The sequence below is a fragment of the Vibrio sp. 10N.222.52.B7 genome, assembly GCF_041474275.1.
GTDB lineage: Bacteria > Pseudomonadota > Gammaproteobacteria > Enterobacterales > Vibrionaceae > Vibrio > Vibrio crassostreae_C.
In genome coordinates this window covers 27102-50356 of sequence record NZ_JBFRTU010000070.1, presented here as the reverse complement: position 1 = coordinate 50356, position 23255 = coordinate 27102, and the positions used below count along the sequence as shown (strand labels likewise).

Below are 23255 nucleotides of genomic sequence, written 5' to 3'. Positions count from 1 at the left end.
ATTCAGCTGTTTATTTTCACCTCAGAAAGGACTTAAGACAAAAAGGAGTATGTTGTGATTAGAATTCGAAACTATCAAGCGAATGATGACAAAGCACTGTGGGAGATCTTCTTTCATACCGTACGTAACGTGAATGTTCGAGATTATTCTCAACAGCAAGTCGAAGCTTGGGCACCCAGTAGCTTTGACTTTGCGTTATGGCAAAAGCGTATGAATGGGTTACAACCCTTTGTGGCTGAGCTCGATGGCTGCGTTGTTGGCTATACTGACCTGCAACCTAACGGCTTGATTGATCACTTTTTCTGTCACCACGAATATCAAGGGAAGGGTGTCGGGAAAGCGTTGATGGAACATGTTTTCACTGTGGGTCGAGTTCGTGGCGTATCGAGATATTTCTCTGAAGTAAGTATTACCGCAAGGCCTTTTTATGAGCACCTTGGCTTTAAGGTAGTAAATGAACAGGAAGTCGAAATGCGTGGCGTAAAGCTGACCAATTACGTGATGGAAAAGATAGTTGAAGATGGACAAGGCAGCTGAATAGGCGGACTCGTGTTCTTAGGGATACAGAAACCGAGTTTGAAATATTAATGAACCTTATTAAGGATAACTTTTCCTGATCTATTGATATTGTCGATGAGTTCAAATTGTGTGCAAGATAATTTGTCTAATCTAAACATTGAATGAATACAAGGAGTGTTGTTCATGAGTCATGTGAGTAGATCTAAACTATATACATTGGTGTCGATGTTGTCCTTCGCTGTTGGCGTTCTTGCCTTAGATGCTGGGGTGTCGGGGCTATTTCCTCTCTTTGTTGTCGTCATCTCATTCTTTTCATTTGTCATCAACTCGTTTCTTTGTTTGTTCGGAGGTAAACGCGAAGATGGCTTTGATGCCTATCAAAAAGCAAATCAGACTCGGTCGCGAGCACTGGTCAAAGGCTTAGAAGACTCGAACAAATAAACCTATGCCTTCAGACGAACGGTAATCTCATTTTTGACACAGTTTTCACCTGCTTTTTGTTCTCTTATTCAAGAAAAATCATCTCTTTAGAGATAATATTCACTTCAACTAATATCAGTGAAGGAAGTAAAGTGGGTATTGAAGCTTTAGCGTTTGTGATGGACGCATTAATCACCGCATGTTGTATGTACATCGCCTCTAAAATGTCTTTCGTGGTCGCAGATTTTAAATCCCTTCTTACTATTGCTGTTATCGTTGCTCTGGTGTCATTGATTCCAACAGTAGGTTGGGTGTTAGGGTTGATTCTGTTTGTGTTCCTACTCGGGAAAGCGACGCACTCTAGTATTGGTGACTGCATCTGGGTAGTGGTCTTCACGAAGGTGGTATCGATGGCGGCCTTTCTGATATTCGGGCGCTTGTTTATGTAATCCGGGTTCTTGCTTATATAAAGGCAGGTTCGGCTAGTTTGATACCGATCTTAACTTGGTATTTAAACGTCAAAAGGGTGTGAGCCTGTCACACCCTCTAAGAACCTTTGATTTGTGTTCATCTTTATTATTTAGGCAGTAATACAGCATCAATCACATGGATAACACCATTGCTTGCTTCAATATCTGCCATCACGACCTGCGCTTTGTTGACCATCACGTTGCCGTGATCAATTCCTACCATTACCGCTTCGCCTTGCACTGTTACGGCACTATCAAGTTTCATCACTTCAGACGCCATTATTTTCCCTGGCACCACATGATAGGTCAGTACTGCAATCAGCTTGTCTTTGTTTTCTGGCTTCAACAGCATATCAACCGTTCCTTCTGGTAGCGCAGCGAACGCTTCATCCGTTGGCGCAAACACAGTGAAGGGACCGTCACCTTTCAATGTTTCAACTAAGCCTGCCGCTTTTACCGCTGCTACCAAGGTGTTGAAAGAGCCGTTTTCAGCCGCCACGTCAACGATATCTTTCTTCATTCCGTGGTGGTCAGCGTGAGCAAAAGCCGTAAAAAGAAGCGTCGCAACTAGCACTGACATGGTTTTGATTAATTTATTAAACATATTGTCTTCCTTTGAGTTTTGTCCGTTATTTTCGAGAGGTATTACGAAAGCCCAATCGTGATAGATCAATTTGTTGTGTCTTTGAGTGAATGGTTAGCGATATCGACAGCGCCAAGCGAATAAACTTATATTGTTAAATGCTTGTTACAATTCCATTTTGATGCTTATAGTTATTTGATGCTTATAGTTATTTGATGCTTATAGTTATTTGGTGATTATTCAAGTAATGGATGTGAATATGAGGTTTGTTTTACCAGTAGTCTTTTCTGCATTGGCTTCAATGCCTGCATACAGTGGCCTTGCTCCAAGTGAAGGCTTCAGCGGTAACTTCAGTGTATTGGCCGGTTTCTACTCTGACAGTAGTAATTTGAGTACTGAACAAGATTCGAATCAAGCCACCAACACCCAGGAAGGGGAGAGTGAAAACCAAGGGCTACTCGGCTTTTTGGGTACTGTTCAATATACTTTTGGCGAATCGCTGACTCACCAAGTGTATGCGGGTACGACACGAGAGGATATTGCAACAGGTACCATTGCGTTTGAGATCGGTTATCGATATCAACTTTCTGGTGGCACCATATTGGATTTTTCTGTTCTTCCTACGCTTATCTCGGGTAAGGCTTGGACGGATCCGTATGCTGTTGGCGTTAATCGAAATGAAACGGATGTGAAAGGTAATGTAGGACGACTGCAGCTCACTAATATCGGTGGAACTGGTTTTCGAACGGATCTCGCATTTGGGCAATCAGATGTTGATGAAGAGCTATCTGGTAGCCAAGGCTTATCTCCGGAAGATACTGTGCTGCTGGAAAGGGAAAGAACCTATGTGTACGCCAAAGCAGGATACCGCTTTATCTTACCAAACCACGCAGGTCTATTTGTTCCTTCAATGGTGTATTTCCACTCAGACGCAGAAGGAGGAGCACTCAGCTTCGATAGTTATGGTATTGAATTAAACTACGCGAAGAGAATCGGTCGTCATGGTTTTGTTGTCACCCTAGATGCAAGTGATCGAGAATATGATGAGTCGAATCCAATTTACGGGCAAGTACGTGAAGAGAATGAATTCGGTGCATTCTTAGCTTATGAGTTTGGTGGTTTGATGGGCTATAAAGATTGGGCGTTCATTACTTTACTGGGTTTAAGAAGCATAGATTCTAATATCGATTTCTATAACTCCGAGCAAGTATTAGCGAGTGTGGGTGTGGATTATAAATTCTGATATTCACACTATTTTAAAAATACTCATCAAAGCAGAAGTTTAAGTTCAGTCTTACTATTTGTTTAATTATTTCGGGCACTTACACCTTTAAAGGTTGTAGGTTCCCGTTGCTATCCGTAATATGAAAATTAGCTTATGGATAGAAATAATAGGATAAGGAAGCGCTTTGGAAATACAAATTAGACATTTAGAAGCAACGGATAGCCAAGATATTTTCGATATTTATCGCCGCCCTTCAGTTTCAGAAAACACCTCACAAAAGCCTTATCTTAGTTCTGAACAAGTGGAGCGACTGTTTGGTCATTCAGACCATTTCACTCTGGTTGCGGAAGTCTCCGGCAAAGTAGTGGGTCACATTACTTTATTCATGACCACCAAGGTAAGAGACAGGCACTGCGCTGGTTTTGGTATTGCTATTCACCCGGATATGCATGGTAAAGGGGTCGGTAAGGCGTTAATGCAAGAAGCGATCAATCAGGCGGATAACTGGCTTAATCTCGTGCGTCTTGAGTTAGAGGTTCATGCCGATAACCACGCCGCTATTGCTTTGTATGAACGTGTAGGCTTTCAGTTAGAAGGCACAAAAAGACTCAGTACGTTCAAAGCGGGTAAGTACATCGATATGTTGCTGATGTCGAGAATACGACCAGATTACCGTTGAGATCGAACCAAACAGGTTCCTGCTTTAGAAATCGGTTAATGAGCAATTGATTAGTGAAATTCCCATTAAACTCTGTATAGTAGCAACCGTTTGCTTCGTATAACCCCAATGATATGGTTTGGGGGTCTCTACCAGCTCCCGCAAAGTGCTGATTACGAAGGGTTTAGATCACAATTGTGTTCTTACTCTTTGTAATGGCGTTCAAGAAAACCTCCTGTCTATTATTCAGAGTAAGTGCACACCTAAAATCCATAGTAGGTGAAATATGAACGCATTTATTCAAGGGCTCCCAAAAGTAGAGTTGCATTTACACATTGAAGGTTCGCTCGAACCTGAGTTACTTTTCCAGCTTGCTCAACGCAATGGCATTGAGCTGCCTTATTCATCCCCAGAGCAACTAAGACGCGCATACGAATTTGATGATTTACAGTCATTTCTGGATATCTATTATCAAGGTGCTGATGCACTGCGCACAGAACAGGATTTCTACGACTTAACATGGGCTTATCTAGAACGCTGTAAAGCCGACAATGTTATCCATACTGAGATTTTCTTTGATCCTCAGACACATACCGATCGTGGCATTGCATTCGACACCGCTATTAACGGCATTCATCGTGCGCTTGAACAGGGTCATAAAGAGTTGGGCATTACCTCTCAAATCATCGCATGTTTTCTGCGCCATTTATCTGAAGAGAGCGCCATTCAAACGTTCGCAGAGGTATTGAAGCATCAAGATAAGATCGTCGGGGTTGGACTGGACTCTTCTGAATTAGGACACCCACCAGAGAAGTTCAAGCGTGTATTCCAACAAGCAAAACAAGCGGGCTTCTTGACGGTGGCGCATGCAGGAGAAGAAGGGCCGGCTCAAAACATTGTCGATGCGATTGAAATGCTCAGCGTGAGTCGAGTGGATCATGGTGTCCAGTGCATGACAGACGAAGCTCTAATCGAAGAGCTGATTGAAACCAAAATGCCACTGACGGTGTGCCCACTGTCGAATATTAAATTGCGTGTATTCGATGTGATGGAAGACCACAACATTGTCGAACTGCTCAGAAAGGGTGTGGCTGTAACGATTAACTCGGATGACCCTGCTTATTTTGGTGGTTACATGTCGGATAACTTTAATGCGGTGAGCAAAGCTCATGAGATGACGCATCAGGAGTTAGCGCTGTTTAGTTTGAATGCGATAGACGCGAGCTTTATTGAAGCGCCATTGAAGCAGCAATATCGAGAGCTTGTTCAAGGTTACTTAGCTAAAGCTGATTTTGACCAGAATTTCTAGCCGCTGTGCCCATTTACTAGCAGCTGAATACAAAGCGCTAGGGTGGCCAACAAAAGTAGATGGAAAAGTGTTATCGACTGAGTCTGCTTAATCTATATAAGCCTAAATCATCTAGATGAAGACAAAAAAGAAGTTGGCAGTGCGCCAGCTTCTTTCGTTTTTAAATTAAGACCATTGAGCTACTTGTTCACGTAGTCTTTGAATTTCTGCTTCGTTTCAGCATCCGCTTTTTCGTACCAGAAATACAACATTTCTTCAGCTGTATTCGCCGCATTTCCGTCAATCTTTGCTGGAAGCGTTACGGGTTGTGCTACAACTGCTGCGCCCGCGCTAGCACCTACTGTAAGTGCTGCGATGCCGCCTTTCTGGTTGTACTCCTTCGCTTCTTGCGGGTACTTACGACCAATCTGCATGCCATCTTTGATAAGTTTGTCTTGCTTAACACTGATTGCATTTTGGTTTTCATCAACCAGTTTCCAATCTAAGTTTTGAAGGCCTTTTTTCGCTTCGTTGGTGTTACGGAACTTAGGCATGTCAAACGTCAATGCTGTGTCTGTCGCATCAAAAGTAGCAATAATGGTATCGCTATCGACAAACTCTCGGTCGTTACCTTGGCTGAAAGCCAGTTGATATTTGAAAACGATTTGGTTTACGCCATCTGGAACGGTGATCGTTTTGCTCGAAGAGAAGAAACCACCGTCGAGATCAGGTTTAGCCTCATTAACAGCTAAGACTTCGACTAAAGCATCTGCGCTAGAAGGAACTTCAATTGTTACGTCAGCTAACACTTGTGGCGCTGCGATAATTGTGGAAAGCAGCGCGATGGATTTTAATGTTTTCATAATCATACAGTTGTTTATGGGCAGTTGAACTACAATCGCATGGTAAGAACTCCAATTCAAGTCATGTCATAAGGATTTGAAAAAATTTGCGAAATCTTAACGCAACGGTCATATATTAAGGTTCACATTGACTAGTGTGAGTTTTTATTTTTGAAAAATGAGAGGGTAGGTTGGGTGTGAATTGTACTAGTTGGCGGTTCGCGTCTTATGTTATTTGTATTGGATACTAAAAAGCCGCGGTCACTGCATTCAGTCACCACGGCTTCGTTATTACATTTTTAATCTAGAGTAGCTTATTTAGCTTGTGCTGCGGCTGCTTCTAGTTGCTTAAGTTTACCTTGAAGCATGTAAGCATTCTGGTTGAAGTTACCTGGGTTCAGTACTTGGCTATTCTGCATAGGGTAATCTGGTAGCGTCGTCATAAACTCTTGAACCTGATTTCCTACTGGAACGAATAACCACATGTTGTCTGCCATCCAGCGTAGGTACATACCAGACTCGTGCGGTGCTTTCTCGAATGGGTCAGCACGTAGGTGAACAACTTGAGGCCAGTTTGGTTGGAAACGAACTGCATCCACAATGTTACCATCCATCACAGCAAACGAAATCTTGAAGTCATTCCAACGTACTGCGTTTAGCTCAGCGTTAGCAGAGAAGTAAAGCATGCTGTCACGAGGGCCTTTCTCTTCTTTACCTTGGAAGTAAGGCAGGAAGTTGTAACCATCTAGGTGTACGCGCCAGTTTTTACCGTTGTAAGTTGCACCTTTGTCAGATGCTAGCTTCTCAACCACTTTATCATCACCAGCGGCTGCTAGTAGAGTAGGAATCCAGTCTTGGTGGCCCATGATATCGTTGATTTTAGTTCCAGGTTTGATAGTCCCAGGCCAGCGAACTAGCTGAGGCACACGCATACCACCTTCGTAAGTTGTACCTTTCTCACCGTGGAAGTAAGTTGCGCCGCCATCAGGCCAAGAAACCGTTTCAGCACCGTTATCGGTAGAGTAAATTACGATAGTGTTGTCAGCGATTTTTAGTTCATCCAGCTTGTCTAGAAGCACACCAACATGGTCATCATGCTCTAACATACCATCAGCATAAATACTGATACCTGACTTACCTTGGTATTTCTCTTGTAGGCGAGTCCACACGTGCATACGAGTGGTGTTGTGCCAGATGAAGAATGGTTTGTCAGCTTTTACCGCTTTTTCCATGAATGCTAGAGATTCTTCTAGGAACTCTTCATCCGCATGCTCCATACGCTTACGCGTCATTGGGCCAGTATCTTCAATCTTACCGTCAGCAGTAGACTTGATTACACCACGAGGGCCGTAGTTCTTACGGAACTCTGGGTCTTTAGGGTAGTAATATGTTTCAGGCTCTTCTTCTGCATTTAAGTGGTATAGGTTACCGAAGAACTGGTCAAAGCCGTGGTTCGTTGGAAGGTGTTTGTCTTGGTCACCCATATGATTCTTACCAAACTGAGCGGTCATGTAGCCCTGTTCTTTCAGAAGGTCTGCAATCGTTGGAGCCCAATCAGGGATACCGTGGTCCGAACCTGGCATACCGATAGTCAATAGACCAGTACGGAAAGGTTCTTGACCGGTTAGGAATGCAGCACGACCAGCAGTACACGATTGTTGACCGTAGTGGTCAGTAAATAGTGCGCCTTCATTCGCAATACGGTCAATGTTTGGCGTTTCGTAACCCATCATACCGTTGTTGTATGCACTGATGTTGAAAACACCAATGTCATCACCCCAGATAGCAAGAATATTCGGTTTTTCCGCTGCTGTTGCCGCTGAAGAAGCTGCTAATAAGCCAACACCTAATGCTAGTTTATTAATTTTAGTACCCATAAGGACTCCGATTCACTTTTAAGATTAATGCGTTAGAACAACGCATCGATGAGCAAATGTTATTCTCAAAATTCCGTTACGTCCTTTTATAGTGCTTATAACCAATCGTTATGATGCTTAGGTAACCTATTGATTAATATCAGCTCCAGTGGGTACGTAGAATAAAGCCTTAGTTTGTATGTGTGATCCTTATCATGTTTGTTGGCGTAAACCTTATCGATGATTTCTGTATCCGTATCTCAATAAAAATGACAAAAAGATTAATAGCTTAGGGAATCTCGCGCATGTGTAAAAAATGGACTATACGTTGTAGGGCAGGATGCAAATAACTTACGAAGAGGTTTCTATGACAGCGAAATATGGCGCTAAACGTCGATTAGCGATTTTGGGTACAGCGATGATGGCCGCGTCCAGCGCCACTTTTGCGGCTGAAAAGCCAAATATATTGGTTATTTGGGGGGACGATATTGGTCAATCCAATGTGAGTGCATACACCTTCGGTCTCATGGGTTACAAAACCCCGAATATTGATAGCATCGCGAAAGAAGGGATGATGTTTACGGACTATTACGCAGAGCAATCTTGTACTGCGGGTCGCTCTACCTTTATCACGGGACAAAGTGTGTTACGAACGGGTTTGAGTAAAGTAGGTTTGCCGGGCGCAGACATTGGCCTACAAGCAGAAGACGCGACAATCGCAGAAATGCTGAAACCTATGGGTTACATGACAGGTCAATTTGGTAAAAACCACCTTGGCGATAAAGATGAATTCCTTCCAACAGCACACGGGTTTGACGAATTTTTTGGCAACCTTTACCACCTAAATGCTGAAGAAGAACCAGAGAATGAAGATTACCCAACCGATCCTGAGTTTCGTAAGAAATTTGGCCCTCGTGGTGTCATTAAGTCATTCGCTGATGGCAAGATTGAAGATACCGGTCCACTGACGCGTAAGCGTATGGAAACGGTTGATGAAGAAACACTAGACGCGGCACTTGATTTTATGGATCGCGCAGTGAAAGCGGACAAACCATTCTTCGTGTGGTGGAACGCGACACGTATGCACTTTAGAACGCACGTGAAAGCCGACAGTAAAGGCGTAACCGGTGTCGGTAACTACGCTGATGGTATGGTTGAGCACGATCGACACGTTGGGCAACTATTGAAGCAAGTGGATGAGTTGGGTATCAAAGACAATACGATTGTTTTCTACTCAACGGATAATGGTCCACACATGAACTCTTGGCCTGATGCGGGCACAACCCCGTTCCGTGGTGAGAAAAACACCAACTGGGAAGGCGCATACCGTGTACCAGCAATGGTTCGTTGGCCTGGTAAGATTGAACCGGGCAGTGTCTCTAACGAAATTATGCATCACATGGACTGGATGCCAACCTTCGTAGCAGCCGCAGGTGATGATCAAATCAAAGAGAAACTGCTCAAAGGCCATACTGCAGGTGATAAAACGTTTAAGCTTCACCTAGATGGTTATAACTTTCTTCCTTATCTAACGGGTGAAGAAGAGAAAGGCCGTCGTTCGGAGATCTTCTACTTTACCGATGATGGTGATTTAGCGGCGCTTCGTTACAACCAATGGAAAGCGGTGTTCATGGAGCAGCGTGCAACGGGTACCATGCAAATTTGGGCTGAACCGTTCGTGACGTTACGTCTTCCTAAGCTGTTTAACCTGCGTATGGACCCATACGAAAACGCAGACATTACCTCGAATACATACTACGATTGGTTGTTAGACCATGCTTATATGTTCGTTCCAGCACAGGCGTATGTCGGCAAGTTCCTAGAAACCTTTGCTGAATACCCGCCACGCCAAAAAGCCGCGAGCTTTAGCTTGGATCAGGTAATGGAAAAACTTCAGGAATCTCATAACAAGTAAGTGATTGTTTGAGTGAAACTGAACAGATTGAAGAGCTCTTAGGAGCTCTTTTTTTATGCGCATACCGATGAGTAAATCCCGGTCGTGAATATGAGTCACAACTATCGAGCTCATTGCCACTAAATAATTGTAAATTCGTTGTTTTTACGTCTACCTTATTAAGCATAAGGATGTATAAAAACAAGGAATGTTATGTCTGCATGGTTGTGCTCACTGGTAAACGGATTGAAACACCAGCGAGTCGCAGTATTATCCGCAATCTTGTCTTCACTGATGTTGTCGCTGTTCAGTCTGAACGCCTATGCCAACGAGCAAGACCCTAATATCAACTCTGATATTTCAAAGGCCAACTTTGTAGCTTCGCACGTTAGCTCTGATGCTTTACCTATCGGCTCTAAAGCCACGTATGTCGGTTCGGAAGCGTGTGTTGATTGTCATAGTGCAGAAGTCGAAGCGTGGGAGGGCTCTCATCATGATATGGCGATGAAGCACGCTACAGACGAATCTGTATTAGGTGATTTCAACGATCAAACGGTCACTCATGACGGAAAACCCAACCGATTTTTCCGCAAGGGCGAAGAGTTCTGGGTCAATATTGAAGGGCAAGACGGCCACTTTAAAGATTACAAAATCAGCTATACCTTTGCCTTTGAACCACTACAACAATACATGGTTGAATTTGAAGACGGCCGTGTACAGTTGATTCCTTTCGCTTGGGATTCTCGCACTGAGGGCGAAGGCGGTCAACGCTGGTTTCACCTCTATCCTGATACCACCAACACCGATGAATTCTACTGGACCAATAGCGGTCAAAACTGGAACTTCATGTGTGCTGATTGCCATTCAACGAACCTAGAGAAAAACTACGACAGCGCGAGTAATACCTACAACACTACTTGGTCTGAGATTAATGTCGGTTGTGAAGCGTGTCATGGCCCTGCGAGTGAGCACGTTGAAAAGGCTCAGCTAGCAAAAGCTAACGGTGGAAAGGATGCTCCAGTCTCGGCGCATTATGGTTTTGACCGCGACTTGTCGAAGTCGGTCAAAGAGTGGATCTATCAAGAGGGTAATTCAACCCTGCAACCAAAAGACATCATCCATACCAATCAAGTTCAAACCTGTGCTCAATGCCACAGCCGTCGTACTCAGTTAAATGAAACGGGTGATCACGTTAACGGGTCTTTCTTTGATAAGTATCGCTTGAGCTTGATTACCCCAGAGCTTTACCACAACGATGGTCAAATCTACGATGAAGATTACGTTTACGGATCTTTCCTTCAATCCGTGATGGCTGAAAAAGGCGTCACATGTACTAACTGCCACGATCCTCATACCGCTGAACTAAAAATTGCCGAAGAAGCCGTGTGTAGCCAATGTCATATTGCATCAGAATACACGCCTGAAAAGCACACATTCCACGAAGCGAATACTGTAGCTTCACAATGCACGACTTGTCACATGCCAGAGACGACTTACATGGAGGTCGACCCAAGGCGTGACCACAGTTGGCATATCCCACGTCCTGATATTAGCCAACACATTAAAACGCCGAACGTGTGCACTAGCTGTCATGCAGATCAAGCCGACCAGTGGGCAGATAAGCAAATCGGTGAGTGGTTCCCAGATTCTAAGTATCGTAATCAGCAGCACTTTGCCGTTGCCTTTTATGCTGACTCGATAGGGCACAGAGGTGCAGAGGATGCGTTGGCATACTCGGCTCAGGACTCTAGCTTAAGCAATATCATTCGTGCATCGAGCTTAGAACGTTTGGGCGGTAATACGGGTAAGAATACGCTTATTTCGCTGGCAAGAGCGGTGAAACATGATGATGAAATGATCCGTTTGGGTGTGGTACAAGGCTCGTCTGGTTTCCCATTCACTGACCGTTGGCAAATTCTAGAGCCGCTACTGAAAGACCCTGTATTGTCGATTCGTTCAGAAACCGCAGGCGCATTAGTGCGTTATTGGGGAGAAATGAACCCTCTGCAGAAAGACCAAATCAAGCCTGCATTAGAAGAGTACATTGAAATACAGCAATTTAATGCCGACAGAGGATTTGGACGTACTAACCTAGGCAACGTTTACCGAGATTTAGGCCAGCACGACAAAGCGATTGAGTTTTATCTAGGCGCTATCGAGATTGAGCCTTATTTCGAAAACAGTTACGCCAATTTAGCGGATTTGTATCGAGCGCAAGGTAACGAGGCAAAAGCGTTGTCGACCTTGAAGCAAGGTATTGAAGCTCAGCCTAAATCGAGTGTTTTGCCATACAGCACAGGATTGTCTCTGCTTCGTGTGAAAGATTACAAACAAGCAACGGACTACCTTAAACAAGCCGCTGAAACTGCGCAAACCGACCCTCAATATTGGTATGTGTACGGATTGGCTTTGGAAAAATCGGATGTGCTTGCGGCAAGTCAATCACTGCATAAGGCTTACCAATTTAGCCGCAACCCACAGCACCTGTATGCCCAGTGTGAAGTGTTGGCGCGAAACAGTCATATACCGGGCGTACCAAAGGCGTTTGAGCAATGTATTTCATCATTGAGCAAAGTGGCACCGCCGGAAGCCATTAACCAATTGAAAGCTAGGTTTAAATAAAGCGATGAGGTGAGCTTGGCTATCGAGCTTGCTGCTTATTCCGCTTGTAACCAATTATCGCGTTTATAACTGTTTATCATGTGTATAACTAATAGTTATGGAGCTTGTGAGTAGGATGTACGCAGCCAGATTGAATTAAGGGAAGACCTATGAACCATGCGCAACAAGCAATAAACCAACTGATTGAACAAACAGAGAAAAGTGTTATCGGTCAGAGCCACGTCGTTCGGGCTCTGGTGATAGGGTTATTGACTAATGGACATGTGCTTCTTGAGGGGCTTCCCGGTACTGCGAAAACTCGCTCAGTAAAATCGCTGGCGAATCTACTGAACACCAGTTTTGGTCGAATTCAGTTTACTCCTGACCTGCTGCCGTCAGATGTGACGGGTACGGAGGTGTATCAAGAGCTTGATGGCAAGCCGCAACTGCATTTCCAACCGGGTCCTATTTTCAACAGCATTGTTTTAGCCGATGAAGTGAACCGTGCGCCTGCAAAGGTACAAGCGGCTCTGCTTGAAGCTATGGCGGAAGGCACGATAACCGTGGGCGGCCAAACTCACATCCTTCCTGACTTGTTCATGGTATTGGCCACTCAAAACCCAGTTGAACAAGAAGGTACTTATCCGCTACCTGAGGCGCAAATGGACCGTTTCATTATGAAAGTGACGGTCGACTACCCAGAAGACGAAGCGGAACGTGACATCATTCGACTTGTGCGCAGTGAGGAACTCGGTAGCGAGACCAGTTCAGAATTAGTCACGCCACAACATATTGAACCTGAGTTGGTACTTGAAGCTCGGCGCCAACTTCCAGACATTGCCGTTTCTGATTTAGTTGAGAACTACATTGTGGCCTTGGTGATGGCAACTCGTAAGCCAGAGCGTTACCCAGAATCAAACTTGTCTAAATGGATTGAGATTGGTTCAAGTCCGCGTGCTTCCATCGCGTTGGATAAATGTGCTCGCGCTTATGCATGGTTGCAAGGACGTGACCATGTCACGTTGGACGATGTGCGTGCCATGTTACCAACCGTATTAGGTCACCGATTCTCGTTGTCTTACGACGCATTGGCCGATGGTGTTGACCATCAAAGAGTGGTTGAAGAACTGCTCGATAATGTTGAGATTGGATAACTAGGGGGCGTCATGGCGAAGCCAACACAAGCTCCCAAATCGCAAGGCCTTGATCCACGACTGTATTGTGATTATTCAAGGTTAGTGCGAATTCAGGCTCAAGCTGAGTCGTTTTCACTGTTACCTCATTTAAAAGCGGGCAGCGTACTTTCGGGCAGACATAACTCTTTGTTCCGTGGTCGTGGTTTGAACTTCGAAGAATTACGTCATTACCAATTGGGTGATGATATCCGTAATCTCGATTGGAAAGTTACGATGCGAACGGGTAAGCCTCATGTTCGTAGCTATACCGAAGAGAAAGACCGTAATGTGATGATCTGTGTCGATCAGCGCAGTTCGATGTTCTTTGCGTCTCAAAACACCATGAAATCTGTTGTGGCTGCCGAAGTGGCGGCATTGTGTGGATGGCGAGTGCTGAAAGATGGTGATCGAGTTGGTTTCGTTTTGGCGTCGCACCAAAAGCTCTTTCATACCAAAGCGCAGCGTTCTCAATCGGACTTATTGGCTCAGTTAAAACATCTTACCAAGGCTAATCAAAGCTTAGGTGTCAGTGTGAGCGATAGCGAAGGTGTTGGATTTAGCCAGTGGATTGAACTGATAAAACGAATGAGATTAAAGCAATCGACCTTAATCTTTATTAGTGATTGGCGAGATTGCCAAGAGCAACATCTTGACCGACTAAAGCAACTGCAGCAACACAACGACATCTTAGCCATTATGGTCACCGATCCATTAGAACAATCATTGCCTCAAGATCTGGCAAGCGCAAACTGGGTGGTGGGTGATGGTCGCTTTCAACTTAATCTGGATAGCCAATCTAAGGTTAACCTCGCAAGTAAAAGCCTTGCCCAAAAAGCGGCACTTCAGAAACTGTCCCTTGCTAAATTGATGGCGATGAAAAACCTCCCTTATATAGAATTAGACACGTCGGGCAATCACATATCACAGCTGCAGAAACTAGTGGGAGGGCGCTAAATGGCTGTTGAACATACGCCTCCAAGTACTTATATCCTTCGCGACCTACATGATGTCGCCATTCCTGACAGTGTGAGCTGGGCTCCTCAAACGATCGGCTGGAAGATCCTTGGCGTTATTCTGTTATTGGTCGCTATCTATCTGGCTTATCGCTTGGCGTTAAGGTGGTGGAATAACCGTTATCGCAAAGAAGCGCTTCAAGAACTCATGGTACTGGATGCAAGAGACAAGAACTCAACCGAACGAACCTTTAAAGTCCTCAAAGTGGTGCTTCGTTACCTAGACAGCAGTAATGCCAAGTTGTTTGGCCAAGCTTATGTGAACCGTTTGAACGCTTATCTGCCTGTTAGCGCCAACACGAGTGAAAACAGCAATGCGTTCTTTGCCGATGAAGTTTCGGAATTATGGATGCAGAGCTTAATTGACCCTAATGTGCGTTTGAGCTTTGAACAGCGTTTAGAGGTGATTCAAACTGCGATGATGTGGTTAAAGCTTCATAAACCCGATGTACAAACAAAACCGAATGTACAGGTAATGGCTGAGGGGCAAGACAATGTTTGATGTTTTATCTTCCAGCTTTGAATTTGCGCATCCGCTGTGGTTTATTGCGTTACCTCTGCCTTTGTTGGTCTACTTCGCTGTGCCAGCTTATCGAACCAAGCAAATGGCCATCAAGGTGCCATTTTTCAGTGAATTGGTTGAAGCGATTGGTGAAGCGCCGTCAGAAGGTGCAAGCCAGTTAACTCCAAGCTGGTGGCAACGAACCACGCTCATTATTACTTGGGCATTAGTGGTGTGCGCGCTCGCTAAACCAACCATTCTTGGTGAGCCGCAAGTTCGCGAACAATTAGGTCGTGATGTGATGGTAGTGGTCGATTTATCTGGCTCAATGGCAGAACAAGACTTTACCTCTAAGCGGGGCGATAAAATATCTCGTTTGGACGCGACCAAAGAAGTGCTGGCTGATTTTGCGACTACCCGAAAAGGGGATCGACTCGGTTTGATTCTTTTTGGTGATGCAGCGTTTGTACAAACACCGTTTACAGCTGACCAAGATGTCTGGCTTGAACTGCTTAATCAAACCGATGTCGCTATGGCAGGGCAAAGCACGCACTTAGGTGATGCAATTGGCTTGGCGATTAAGGTGTTTGAACAAAGCGAAAAGCAGAGTGCTGCCGTTCAAGATTCAAGTGTTGATGCCAACGAAAAAGAGAAGGTCGTGATCGTACTAACCGACGGTAATGATACGGGAAGCTTTGTTGAACCGATTGATGCCGCCAAAGTGGCGAAGGCGAAAGGCGTTCGTATTCACGTGATCGCCATGGGTGACCCACAAACCGTTGGTGAAGTGGCTTTGGATATGGAAACCATCAAACGAGTGGCTCAAGAGTCTGGTGGCGAAGCCTTTGAGGCGCTTAACCGCGACGAACTAACCAAAGCCTACGCTCAAATCGGTGAACTAGAGCCACAATTATATGAAAGTACCACTTATCGCCCTAAACAGGGGCTGCACCACTATTTGATGGCGATTGTTGTAGTGATGTATTTGACCGCATTCAGCTTAGCAACGATACGCCGAAGATCGCTGCTCGCTTCTTCTGTTAAGAATTTGAAAGGAGAGAGTGATGCCTGATTCTCTCACGATACAACAGTTCTTTACCCAGTTTCATTTTATCCGACCTTTGTGGTTGTTGGCCTTTATTCCGATGTTCTTCCTGTTATGGGTTCGTTGGAGAGAAGAGACCAAACCAACGTGGAAAGACATTTTACCTACACATTTACGTGATGCATTGACGATTGGCGAAACTGGCTGGCGTAAGCAGCTGCCATTGAAGCTATTGGTGGTGATTGTAACTATCGCCATCATTATCTGTTCTGGCCCAACATGGCAGCGTGAGGCTTCGCCTTTTGGTGAAGACAAAGCGTCGATGTTGGTTGTGCTTGATAACAGTGAATCTATGCTCGCTAAAGACTTACCACCGAGTCGCTTGGAACGATCTAAGCAGAAGATTAGAGACTTATTAGCAGCTCGGAAAGGCGGTAATACGGGCTTAGTGGTTTACGCAGGCAGCGCACACGTCGCGATGCCCGTTACTCAAGACAGCAAGGTATTCGAACCGTTTCTAGCGGCTATCACACCCGATATCATGCCGGTATCAGGTAAGTCAGCAGAAGAAGCACTGCCATTGATTAATCAACAACTGTCTGGTGAGTTAGGCTCTTCTGTACTGCTGGTATCAGATGGTGTAAACCCAAGCACCATTAGGGCGTACGAGAGTTTCTTTAACGACAATCCGTATCAGTTGCTCATTCTCGCCGCAGGAAACAGTAATGTGGTGAGCGATAACCCTGTCGACCTAGATTCACTGCGTAACTTAGCGAGTAAGACGGGTGGACGAGTGATTGAAGTGACCGTTGATGATTCGGATATCCAACAACTGAACAGAGCGGTTGAAAGAAACATGCAGCTCAACGGCGAATCTTCAATGCCTTGGAAAGACATGGGCTATGGCTTGCTTATCCCAATGGCGATTATCATGTTGTTGTGGTTCAGAAAAGGCTGGTTGGTGCAGTGGTGTGTCGTTGGTTTGATGATCACAAGCAGCATGTATTCACCAGACACTTTGGCGAAAACGGTCAACTTAACCGCTGAGAAACCCGTTGTGGTGGAGTCGGTTACTACTTGGGACAAAACAGCTCAATGGTGGTGGGACTTATGGTTAACGCCCGATCAGCAAGGTCAACGCCTGTTGAATCAGAAAGAATATCTTCAAGCTGCCAAACATTTTACTGACCCAATGCGAAAGGGCGCGGCTTATTACTATGCTCGTGATTTTAAGCTCGCTCACAGTGCGTTTTTGCAAACCAAAACTGACCTTGGTTTGTACAATGCAGCGAGTGCGTTAGCTAGGCAGCGTGAATACCTTGCCGCACGAGACCTCTTGAAATCATTAAGTGAGAAAGAGGATCTGTCACCAGAACTAAGAACGGATGTGGAGAACAATCTTGCTGTGCTTAGTGGAATTGTCGAAGAGGTAAACCGAACCAGTGAAAGCCAGTCTGGAACCACAGATGGCCCTGAAGAATCTTTAGAACTCGAAGACGATCAGCCGCGAACGGGTGATGGCGCTGAAGAAGAAACGGTAGCGGAATTGATGCTTAAGGAAACACTTAACGCGAATGAGATTTTGGGCAGCCAAGAGCTTGCCGACAAGTGGTTAAAGCGAGTAGAAGCCGATCCTAAGTTCTTCTTGAAATCCAAATTCCAAATTCAGTTAAGAGATCCTGCGCCTTCCATCGAACAAGCGTCAAAACAGGAGCAAACGCAATGAGTCGATATGATTTAGCTCTTGAAGCGATTCAATCAAAGAGAGTGCGATTCAGATCCCATAAGTGGCTACTGTCGATGATTCTTATATTGAGTTGGTTTTTTCCTGCTGTTGCTTCTGCTGCCGATATCTTCGATCTGCAAAAAAGTGGTGACGTTGAGCTTATCGCTTGGATTGGCGAGAAACCCAAGTCAGGCGACAAAATAACGCCGGGCAAAGTCAGCGTAAATGAGCAGGTCATTCTGAACATTGAGGTGGCGACACCGCGCTGGTTAACGGGCGGCACTCGAATCGGCAGTATCGAAATCCCTAACGTTATCGCTAAGCAGCGTAACCAACTCGCGATGAACTACACAGAAAGAGTCGGTGGTACTACATGGTCACGTCAGCGTTGGGAAGTGACGCTTTATCCGATGACTTCCGGTGAGTTTGTTATTCCAACCGTACCGGTTCGTATCCAAGTTTCTGCTCCTGATGGTTCAAACGTGGGCGGTACGCTTTACACGCAGCCGATTAAGTTTGAAGCTTCGTTGCCTTCAGGTTTACTCGATAATGAAACGCCTTGGTTTTCTGCGACAGAAGTAGATATAGAGCAGCAATGGCAACGCTCAAGTGAAGAGCTAAAAGTTGGCGATGCTATTACTCGAACTATCACGATTAAGGCAAAAGACAGCTTTTCTGTTTTGCTGCCAGATGTGCTAACCAATAAGTCCACTAAGCAGTTCCAAGCTTACCCACAGCCCAACCGTTTGGATGACACTCAAGAACGTGGTGATTATCGCTCAAGCCGAGTTGAACAGACTGTATATGTGATTCAGCAGGGTGGTGAGTTTACGCTGCCAGAGTTTTCATTTCAGTGGTGGGACAGCAAAAATCAACGCCTTGAAAACGTGGTGATAAAAGGCGAAGTGTTTGAAGCCAAACACACAGTCCAATCTTTCATCAAAGCCTACATGTCGGTGTTTATTAGTGTTGGTTTGGTGTTGTTAGTCTGCATTGCGTTGATTGTTTCGGTTAAGCGTTACTACGCAAACCGCCCAACACCGAGTTGGCTGGTACTACGTCGTTTAGTTAAGCAAGGTAATTGGGCTGCATTAAGAACCTTTATCTACCGTCAATTGCGAAACCAAACCTCTCAGTTAGAACTGAATAAAGTGCAACTGGATAAAGCGCAACATGGTAAATCAAATGGACAAAAGCGTTGGCTAGAAGATAGCGAAGCCCTTCAACAAGGATGTGAAGATAAAAACGTATTCACTCGTTTATGGAAAGGGTTACGTAACTTGCCCAGTGACACATCAAACTCAAGCAATTCTCGTTCAATTGCCGCTCGCTTGAAAATCCCTAAAGCCTTGCCAAACTTAAAAGATAGAACTAAGTAGCAAACTTTAGTTATTCGCATCGAACATAATCGGCAGGTTCTCTACTATGGGGAACCTGCTTCTTTAATATGGAACTGTATGAAAAGTACCGAACTAAATCTAATTCCTATATTTGTTGCTATCTATGAAGAGCAGAACTTATCTAGAGCTGCTAATCGCATGGATATAAGCCAACCAGCAGTGAGTAAAGCACTTGCAAGGTTGAGAGATATCTATGATGAGCCACTGTTTCATCGCACCACATCAGGCGTAGAGCCAACCACATTCGCTATTGATATCTATCCTGCAATGGCCGCTGCACTTAAAAACTTTACTTCTACCTTATCCGCATCAAGAGACTTCGATCCTAAAACCTCAGGCCGCGTGTTTTCCATTGCCTGCGTCTCGGCGGCGAGCTACGAAATGATGCCAAAAGTCATGCGGTTAATCAGCCAAGTCGCACCAGGTATCGCGTTAGAGGTTCATCCTCTGTTTACCGAAGACTATGAGTCTGATTTAAGGCTGCAAAGACACGACGTGATTGTTGATATGACGCCTAAAGGAAGAACCATGCTTAAGCACGAGGTGATTTCTACAGAAGAGCTGGTGGTGGTGTGTAGTAGTGATCATCCTACGGTTGGCGATACCATCGATATGGAACAGTTCTTAGCACTCGAGCATGTGGTGGTCTCTAGGTGGCATGCGCGCAAAAGCTTATTAAGCTCTGAGCACTATAGTGACCTTGAGAAACGTAGAATCGTGTATCGCGCAGCGGGCGTTGTAGAGATGCTTCCTGTTATCGAAGGCTCTGAGTACATCGGAGTAATGCCTGTTTCATCAGTGCGTTGTTTTGCTGAAAAGTACGCGGTAAAAACACTACCATTACCCTTCGAGTTGGAAGACCTCGATATGTGTATGATTTGGCATCCAAGCCGTACTAATGAACCAAGCCATAAGTGGTTACGAGCTAAGATCAAAGCGGCAGCAAAAGAGTTATCAAGTTAGCCTATACAAGGACATAGCCATGGACAGCATTCGCGTGATTTTAAACGGAAAGAAAGCCAATATCCCGGAATTAAGGCAAGCCATCTTTGCGGCGAGGGACAATGATATTGACCTGCAAGTTAGAGTGACTTGGGAATCGTCGGACATGTTTCGTTTGGTAAGCGAGGCAATATGCGATGGTGTTAAGCGTCTGATTGTTGTCGGTGGCGATGGAACGGTGAATGAAGCCGTTAACGCGCTCAACCAGTTCCGTGCCAGTGAAAGACCACAACTGGCGCTTATCCCAATGGGCACTGCGAATGATTTTGCTACCGCAACGGGAATACCTAACGATATTTCGGGTGCTTTTGAACTAGCTCTGGAAGGCAAGGCGTTTGCGGTGGATAGCGCGCGTGCGAATGACCGCTATTTTATGAATGTCGCTGCGGCGGGTTTTGGTGCTGAAGTCACAGCTGAAACGCCAGTCGAGCTTAAAGATTTTCTCGGTGGCGGTGCGTATACACTAACAGGTGTGGTGAAAGCACTTGGCTTTAAGCCCTACAGTGGCACGTTGCCCATAGACAAAGGCAGCTTTACCGGCGAGATCCTTGTTGGTGCTTTTTGTAATGGTCGCTTAGCGGGTGGAGGACAAGAGTTAGCACCCAATGCATTGATTGATGATCGCTGTTTACCCAGTCGGGTATCGAGCTATCACGCGCCACCATGGCAAGGTGGGTTATCCAAGTCAGTGAGAAGTTCGCCCCGCTGTATGTGGCCTTGAAGGAGAACCTACTTCAACAAGTGGTGGTTCAGGCGGATGAAACGCCGCTCAATGTGCTCAAAGAAGAGAAGCAGTGTTATATGTGGCTTTACTGCTCAGGCGCTGACTCGCCCGAAGCGGCACTGCCGAATGTGAAAAAATCGCCTTGTACGACTATCAAAACAGTCGCGCGAGGGTGTGCCCCGTGGACTTTTTAGGTGACTACAACGCTTATCTACAAACCGATGGCTACACGGCTTATCATGGTCTGCATCACGTCACTAATGTGGGGTGCTTAACGCAAGTTCATGGACGCGAAGAAGCTTCAAGGGGAAGGTAAATCGGGCAAGGCTGATAAAGTGCTGGCTAACCCCCAAAAGCTCTACGGGATAGAATCACGCTTAAAAGGTGCGCCTGCCGAAGAACGCAAAGCAGAGCGTTAAGCGTATGCCAAGCCGATACTGGATGAGCTTTACCAATGGATGACAACCCAGAAGGTGATAGGCTCTAGCCCACTAGGCAAAGCAATAAAGTACTAGCTCGGGCAATGGCCTAAACTCATTCGTTATATCGACGATGGTCACTTATCTATCGATAATAATCGCGCTGAACGCGCAATTAAACCGCTGGTTATTGGCAGGAAAAATTGGCTATTCTCCAACACACCAAACGGTGCTGAGGCGAGCGCGATGCTTTACAGTATCGTCGAGACTGCAAAAGCCAACGGTCTTATCCTCTAAGACTACATGGTCAAGTGCATGAAAGAGCTCGCGAAAGCAGAGCCTGATATCGACGCACTTCTACCTTGGACCTCTTCGGGTCAAGTCAAAACAGACCTCAACAATATTGGCTTTGGCCTCGAAACTTACGTTTGGTGCTAACTATGCCATCGGACTCTAATAACATATTTGGGTTCTTTGGTGAGTTTGAAGCTTCAGAAGGAGAGTCACAGCAACCCCCTATAGAGCTGTTTCAAGAACCCGTTGAAATTTTATCAACCCTAGATAGTCAGCCAAAGAAGGTACAACAAGAAGTCTTTGTGATAAATAAAAAGCGACATCCACTCACGGTAGTGAATATATGTAGGATCACGTCCTGCATAAGCGATTTATTCAAATTTAAAGAGTGAATTAATATCGCACCATAAAGAAAAAATACTTCAAATACTCCAGAAATGAGCATGGCTGAGCATAGGGATTCTCAGGTTTGATGATACCAATATCAGGTCAGATGGCCGAACACATTTATGGGTACAACCATGAATTTAACGCATCGCTCACTCATGGTTATCGCTATCACTGTTGCTCTTTCTGCGTGGGGTAGTGATGAAACCAGCTCACGTCCTATTAAGCCAGAACCGCTTCAGACATTACCAACAGAGCAGGTTTCAGTATCCATCGGGGACGCGACTCTTTTCGCAAATAGAGAGTCTGTTGTGATCAATACCTTAGCAGGTGACGAGCAACGCGTATCCATTGAAGCGTTTAAAGGAATCACTTACGCCGATCAACAACGTTTTCAGCACAGTCACTCCGTCAATTAGAACACAATGCTGATAGCGCTATAGATGCGACACAATTTGGCGCCGTGTGCCCACAGCTTAAAATAACCCAGCAAGAGCAATCTGAAGATTGCTTGAATCTTAATTTTTGGCGTCCTTCGGAGATCAATGGTTCAGAGTCATTACCCGTGTATGTCTTTATTCATGGTGGGGACTTTGAATATGGCGCAGGTTCTGATACCGACATTAACGGTGATACCGTCGTGGCTAAAAGATACCATTCGATATACGGGTGGCGTTGGCGCTGGAAAGGCGAACCTCGATATTTTCAAAGAGTTCAGTATAGGTGCGTCGTACAACAAAACGATTCAATTCGGCACAAAAAACTCGGGAGTCGCTGCGCTTCAGCAGCTCCAGTTTCGAGTGGCAAACACACCATTGATGCTGGGTGTGAAACAGATTATTGGCCAGAGCTCGGTAGAGTTTGAGACCAGTAATGAAGGTGTGAATAACGCTATCAATGGCGTTATTCAATATTTTATGGGCGAAAGCTCGGTGACCTCTGGGCTGGGTGTTGTCGCGGAATACGATAATGCGATTGATAATCGTTGGACCGTTTCTGCGTTTTATGGCCTGGATAAAGCGACAGTAGAGGGCAGTCTGTCAGACGATGAAAGTGTCGATGCGTATGGTGCTGGATTTCGCTATCAGATAGCTTGCCGATATGGGTTACACATGGGGGTAGACCTCGCTTTTAGTGACGTTGACAGCGCGTTTTATATAACGGTTGGCAGTGGATTCTAATGATGGAAAGGTGGGTGTTAGTCAATCGATT

The 23255-nt window shown here is 45.3% G+C and carries 21 protein-coding genes, 2 pseudogenes and 1 riboswitch; of the genes and pseudogenes, 20 read left to right on the top strand and 3 right to left on the bottom strand.

The window, feature by feature from the left end:
* Nucleotides 1–54: 54 nt before the first annotated feature.
* The 3 genes from AB4512_RS17650 (at nt 55) to AB4512_RS17640 (ending at nt 1388) form a co-directional block, all read left to right on the top strand.
* The gene (locus tag AB4512_RS17650) at nt 55–537 is read left to right on the top strand and encodes a GNAT family N-acetyltransferase (RefSeq protein WP_372148879.1); all 483 of its coding nucleotides are present in this window, start codon (nt 55–57) and stop codon (nt 535–537) included.
* 165 nt (nt 538–702) lie between these two features.
* Nucleotides 703–960: a hypothetical protein gene (locus AB4512_RS17645; protein WP_017060020.1), complete on the top strand. Its 258-nt coding sequence runs from the start codon at nt 703–705 to the stop codon at nt 958–960.
* Between the two features lie 131 nt (nt 961–1091).
* Nucleotides 1092–1388, top strand: a complete 297-nt coding sequence (locus AB4512_RS17640; RefSeq protein ID WP_017064710.1) for a hypothetical protein — start codon at nt 1092–1094, stop codon at nt 1386–1388.
* Between the two features lie 127 nt (nt 1389–1515).
* On the opposite strand, the gene AB4512_RS17635 is transcribed toward AB4512_RS17640, so the two are convergent.
* Complete coding sequence (locus AB4512_RS17635; RefSeq protein ID WP_372175271.1) at nt 1516–2013, bottom strand: fasciclin domain-containing protein; 498 nt, start codon at nt 2011–2013, stop codon at nt 1516–1518.
* Between the two features lie 238 nt (nt 2014–2251).
* Here AB4512_RS17635 and AB4512_RS17630 point away from each other — a divergent pair, with 238 nt between their 5' ends.
* The 3 genes from AB4512_RS17630 to AB4512_RS17620 all read left to right on the top strand — a co-directional run bounded on the left by AB4512_RS17630 (nt 2252) and on the right by AB4512_RS17620 (nt 5184).
* Nucleotides 2252–3235 carry a DUF2860 family protein gene (locus tag AB4512_RS17630; protein ID WP_372175270.1) on the top strand — a complete coding sequence of 328 codons (984 nt, stop codon included), beginning with the start codon at nt 2252–2254 and terminating at the stop codon, nt 3233–3235.
* A 166-nt stretch (nt 3236–3401) separates the two neighbouring features.
* Nucleotides 3402–3896 (top strand): GNAT family N-acetyltransferase, encoded by a 495-nt coding sequence (locus AB4512_RS17625; RefSeq protein WP_372133041.1) that lies wholly within the window; start codon nt 3402–3404, stop codon nt 3894–3896.
* A 75-nt stretch (nt 3897–3971) separates the two neighbouring features.
* A riboswitch (purine riboswitch) is annotated at nt 3972–4071 on the top strand.
* Between the two features lie 90 nt (nt 4072–4161).
* A complete protein-coding gene (locus AB4512_RS17620) occupies nt 4162–5184 on the top strand; it encodes an adenosine deaminase (RefSeq protein WP_136979512.1) in 1023 nt (340 codons plus the stop codon).
* Nucleotides 5185–5363: 179 nt separating this feature from the next.
* Here the strand turns inward: AB4512_RS17620 and AB4512_RS17615 are convergent, their stop codons facing one another.
* Nucleotides 5364–6026, bottom strand: a complete 663-nt coding sequence (locus AB4512_RS17615) for a DUF2057 family protein (RefSeq protein WP_136979510.1) — start codon at nt 6024–6026, stop codon at nt 5364–5366.
* A 293-nt stretch (nt 6027–6319) separates the two neighbouring features.
* On the bottom strand, nt 6320–7882 hold the full coding sequence (locus AB4512_RS17610; protein ID WP_017064704.1) for an arylsulfatase: 1563 nt from the start codon (nt 7880–7882) through the stop codon (nt 6320–6322).
* A 346-nt stretch (nt 7883–8228) separates the two neighbouring features.
* Between AB4512_RS17610 and AB4512_RS17605 the strand changes: the two genes are divergently transcribed.
* The 14 genes and pseudogenes from AB4512_RS17605 to AB4512_RS17540 all read left to right on the top strand — a co-directional run bounded on the left by AB4512_RS17605 (nt 8229) and on the right by AB4512_RS17540 (nt 23224).
* Nucleotides 8229–9776, top strand: coding sequence for an arylsulfatase (locus tag AB4512_RS17605; protein ID WP_372175269.1), 1548 nt, complete (start codon nt 8229–8231; stop codon nt 9774–9776).
* Nucleotides 9777–9968: 192 nt separating this feature from the next.
* The gene (locus AB4512_RS17600; protein ID WP_372175268.1) at nt 9969–12377 is read left to right on the top strand and encodes a tetratricopeptide repeat protein; all 2409 of its coding nucleotides are present in this window, start codon (nt 9969–9971) and stop codon (nt 12375–12377) included.
* 149 nt (nt 12378–12526) lie between these two features.
* The gene (locus AB4512_RS17595; RefSeq protein ID WP_017060007.1) at nt 12527–13510 is read left to right on the top strand and encodes a MoxR family ATPase; all 984 of its coding nucleotides are present in this window, start codon (nt 12527–12529) and stop codon (nt 13508–13510) included.
* 12 nt (nt 13511–13522) lie between these two features.
* Nucleotides 13523–14485 carry a DUF58 domain-containing protein gene (locus tag AB4512_RS17590; RefSeq protein ID WP_372123008.1) on the top strand — a complete coding sequence of 321 codons (963 nt, stop codon included), beginning with the start codon at nt 13523–13525 and terminating at the stop codon, nt 14483–14485.
* Nucleotides 14486–15046 carry a DUF4381 domain-containing protein gene (locus tag AB4512_RS17585; RefSeq protein ID WP_372175267.1) on the top strand — a complete coding sequence of 187 codons (561 nt, stop codon included), beginning with the start codon at nt 14486–14488 and terminating at the stop codon, nt 15044–15046.
* A complete protein-coding gene (locus AB4512_RS17580) occupies nt 15039–16118 on the top strand; it encodes a VWA domain-containing protein (RefSeq protein WP_372175266.1) in 1080 nt (359 codons plus the stop codon). Before AB4512_RS17585 ends, AB4512_RS17580 begins: the two co-directional genes overlap by 8 nt.
* Entirely contained in the window at nt 16111–17817 is a 1707-nt protein-coding gene (locus AB4512_RS17575; protein WP_372175265.1) for a VWA domain-containing protein, read from the top strand. The genes AB4512_RS17580 and AB4512_RS17575 overlap by 8 nt, the downstream gene beginning before the upstream one ends.
* Complete coding sequence (locus tag AB4512_RS17570) at nt 17814–19196, top strand: BatD family protein (RefSeq protein ID WP_372175264.1); 1383 nt, start codon at nt 17814–17816, stop codon at nt 19194–19196. The genes AB4512_RS17575 and AB4512_RS17570 overlap by 4 nt, the downstream gene beginning before the upstream one ends.
* Before the next feature lie 78 nt (nt 19197–19274).
* Entirely contained in the window at nt 19275–20180 is a 906-nt protein-coding gene (locus AB4512_RS17565; protein ID WP_372112947.1) for a LysR family transcriptional regulator, read from the top strand.
* A 19-nt stretch (nt 20181–20199) separates the two neighbouring features.
* On the top strand, nt 20200–20940 hold the full coding sequence (yegS, locus tag AB4512_RS17560; protein WP_108111935.1) for a lipid kinase YegS: 741 nt from the start codon (nt 20200–20202) through the stop codon (nt 20938–20940).
* Nucleotides 20841–21800, top strand: a pseudogene (gene tnpC, locus AB4512_RS17555) (IS66 family transposase); the annotation flags it as partial. The gene yegS and the pseudogene tnpC, both read left to right, overlap by 100 nt.
* A gap of 377 nt (nt 21801–22177) precedes the next feature.
* Nucleotides 22178–22462 (top strand): hypothetical protein, encoded by a 285-nt coding sequence (locus AB4512_RS17550; protein ID WP_017062010.1) that lies wholly within the window; start codon nt 22178–22180, stop codon nt 22460–22462.
* Between the two features lie 44 nt (nt 22463–22506).
* Nucleotides 22507–22629, top strand: a pseudogene (locus tag AB4512_RS17545) (carboxylesterase family protein); the annotation flags it as partial.
* Nucleotides 22589–23224, top strand: coding sequence for a hypothetical protein (locus AB4512_RS17540; protein ID WP_372175263.1), 636 nt, complete (start codon nt 22589–22591; stop codon nt 23222–23224). The pseudogene AB4512_RS17545 and the gene AB4512_RS17540, both read left to right, overlap by 41 nt.
* Nucleotides 23225–23255: the final 31 nt, after the last annotated feature.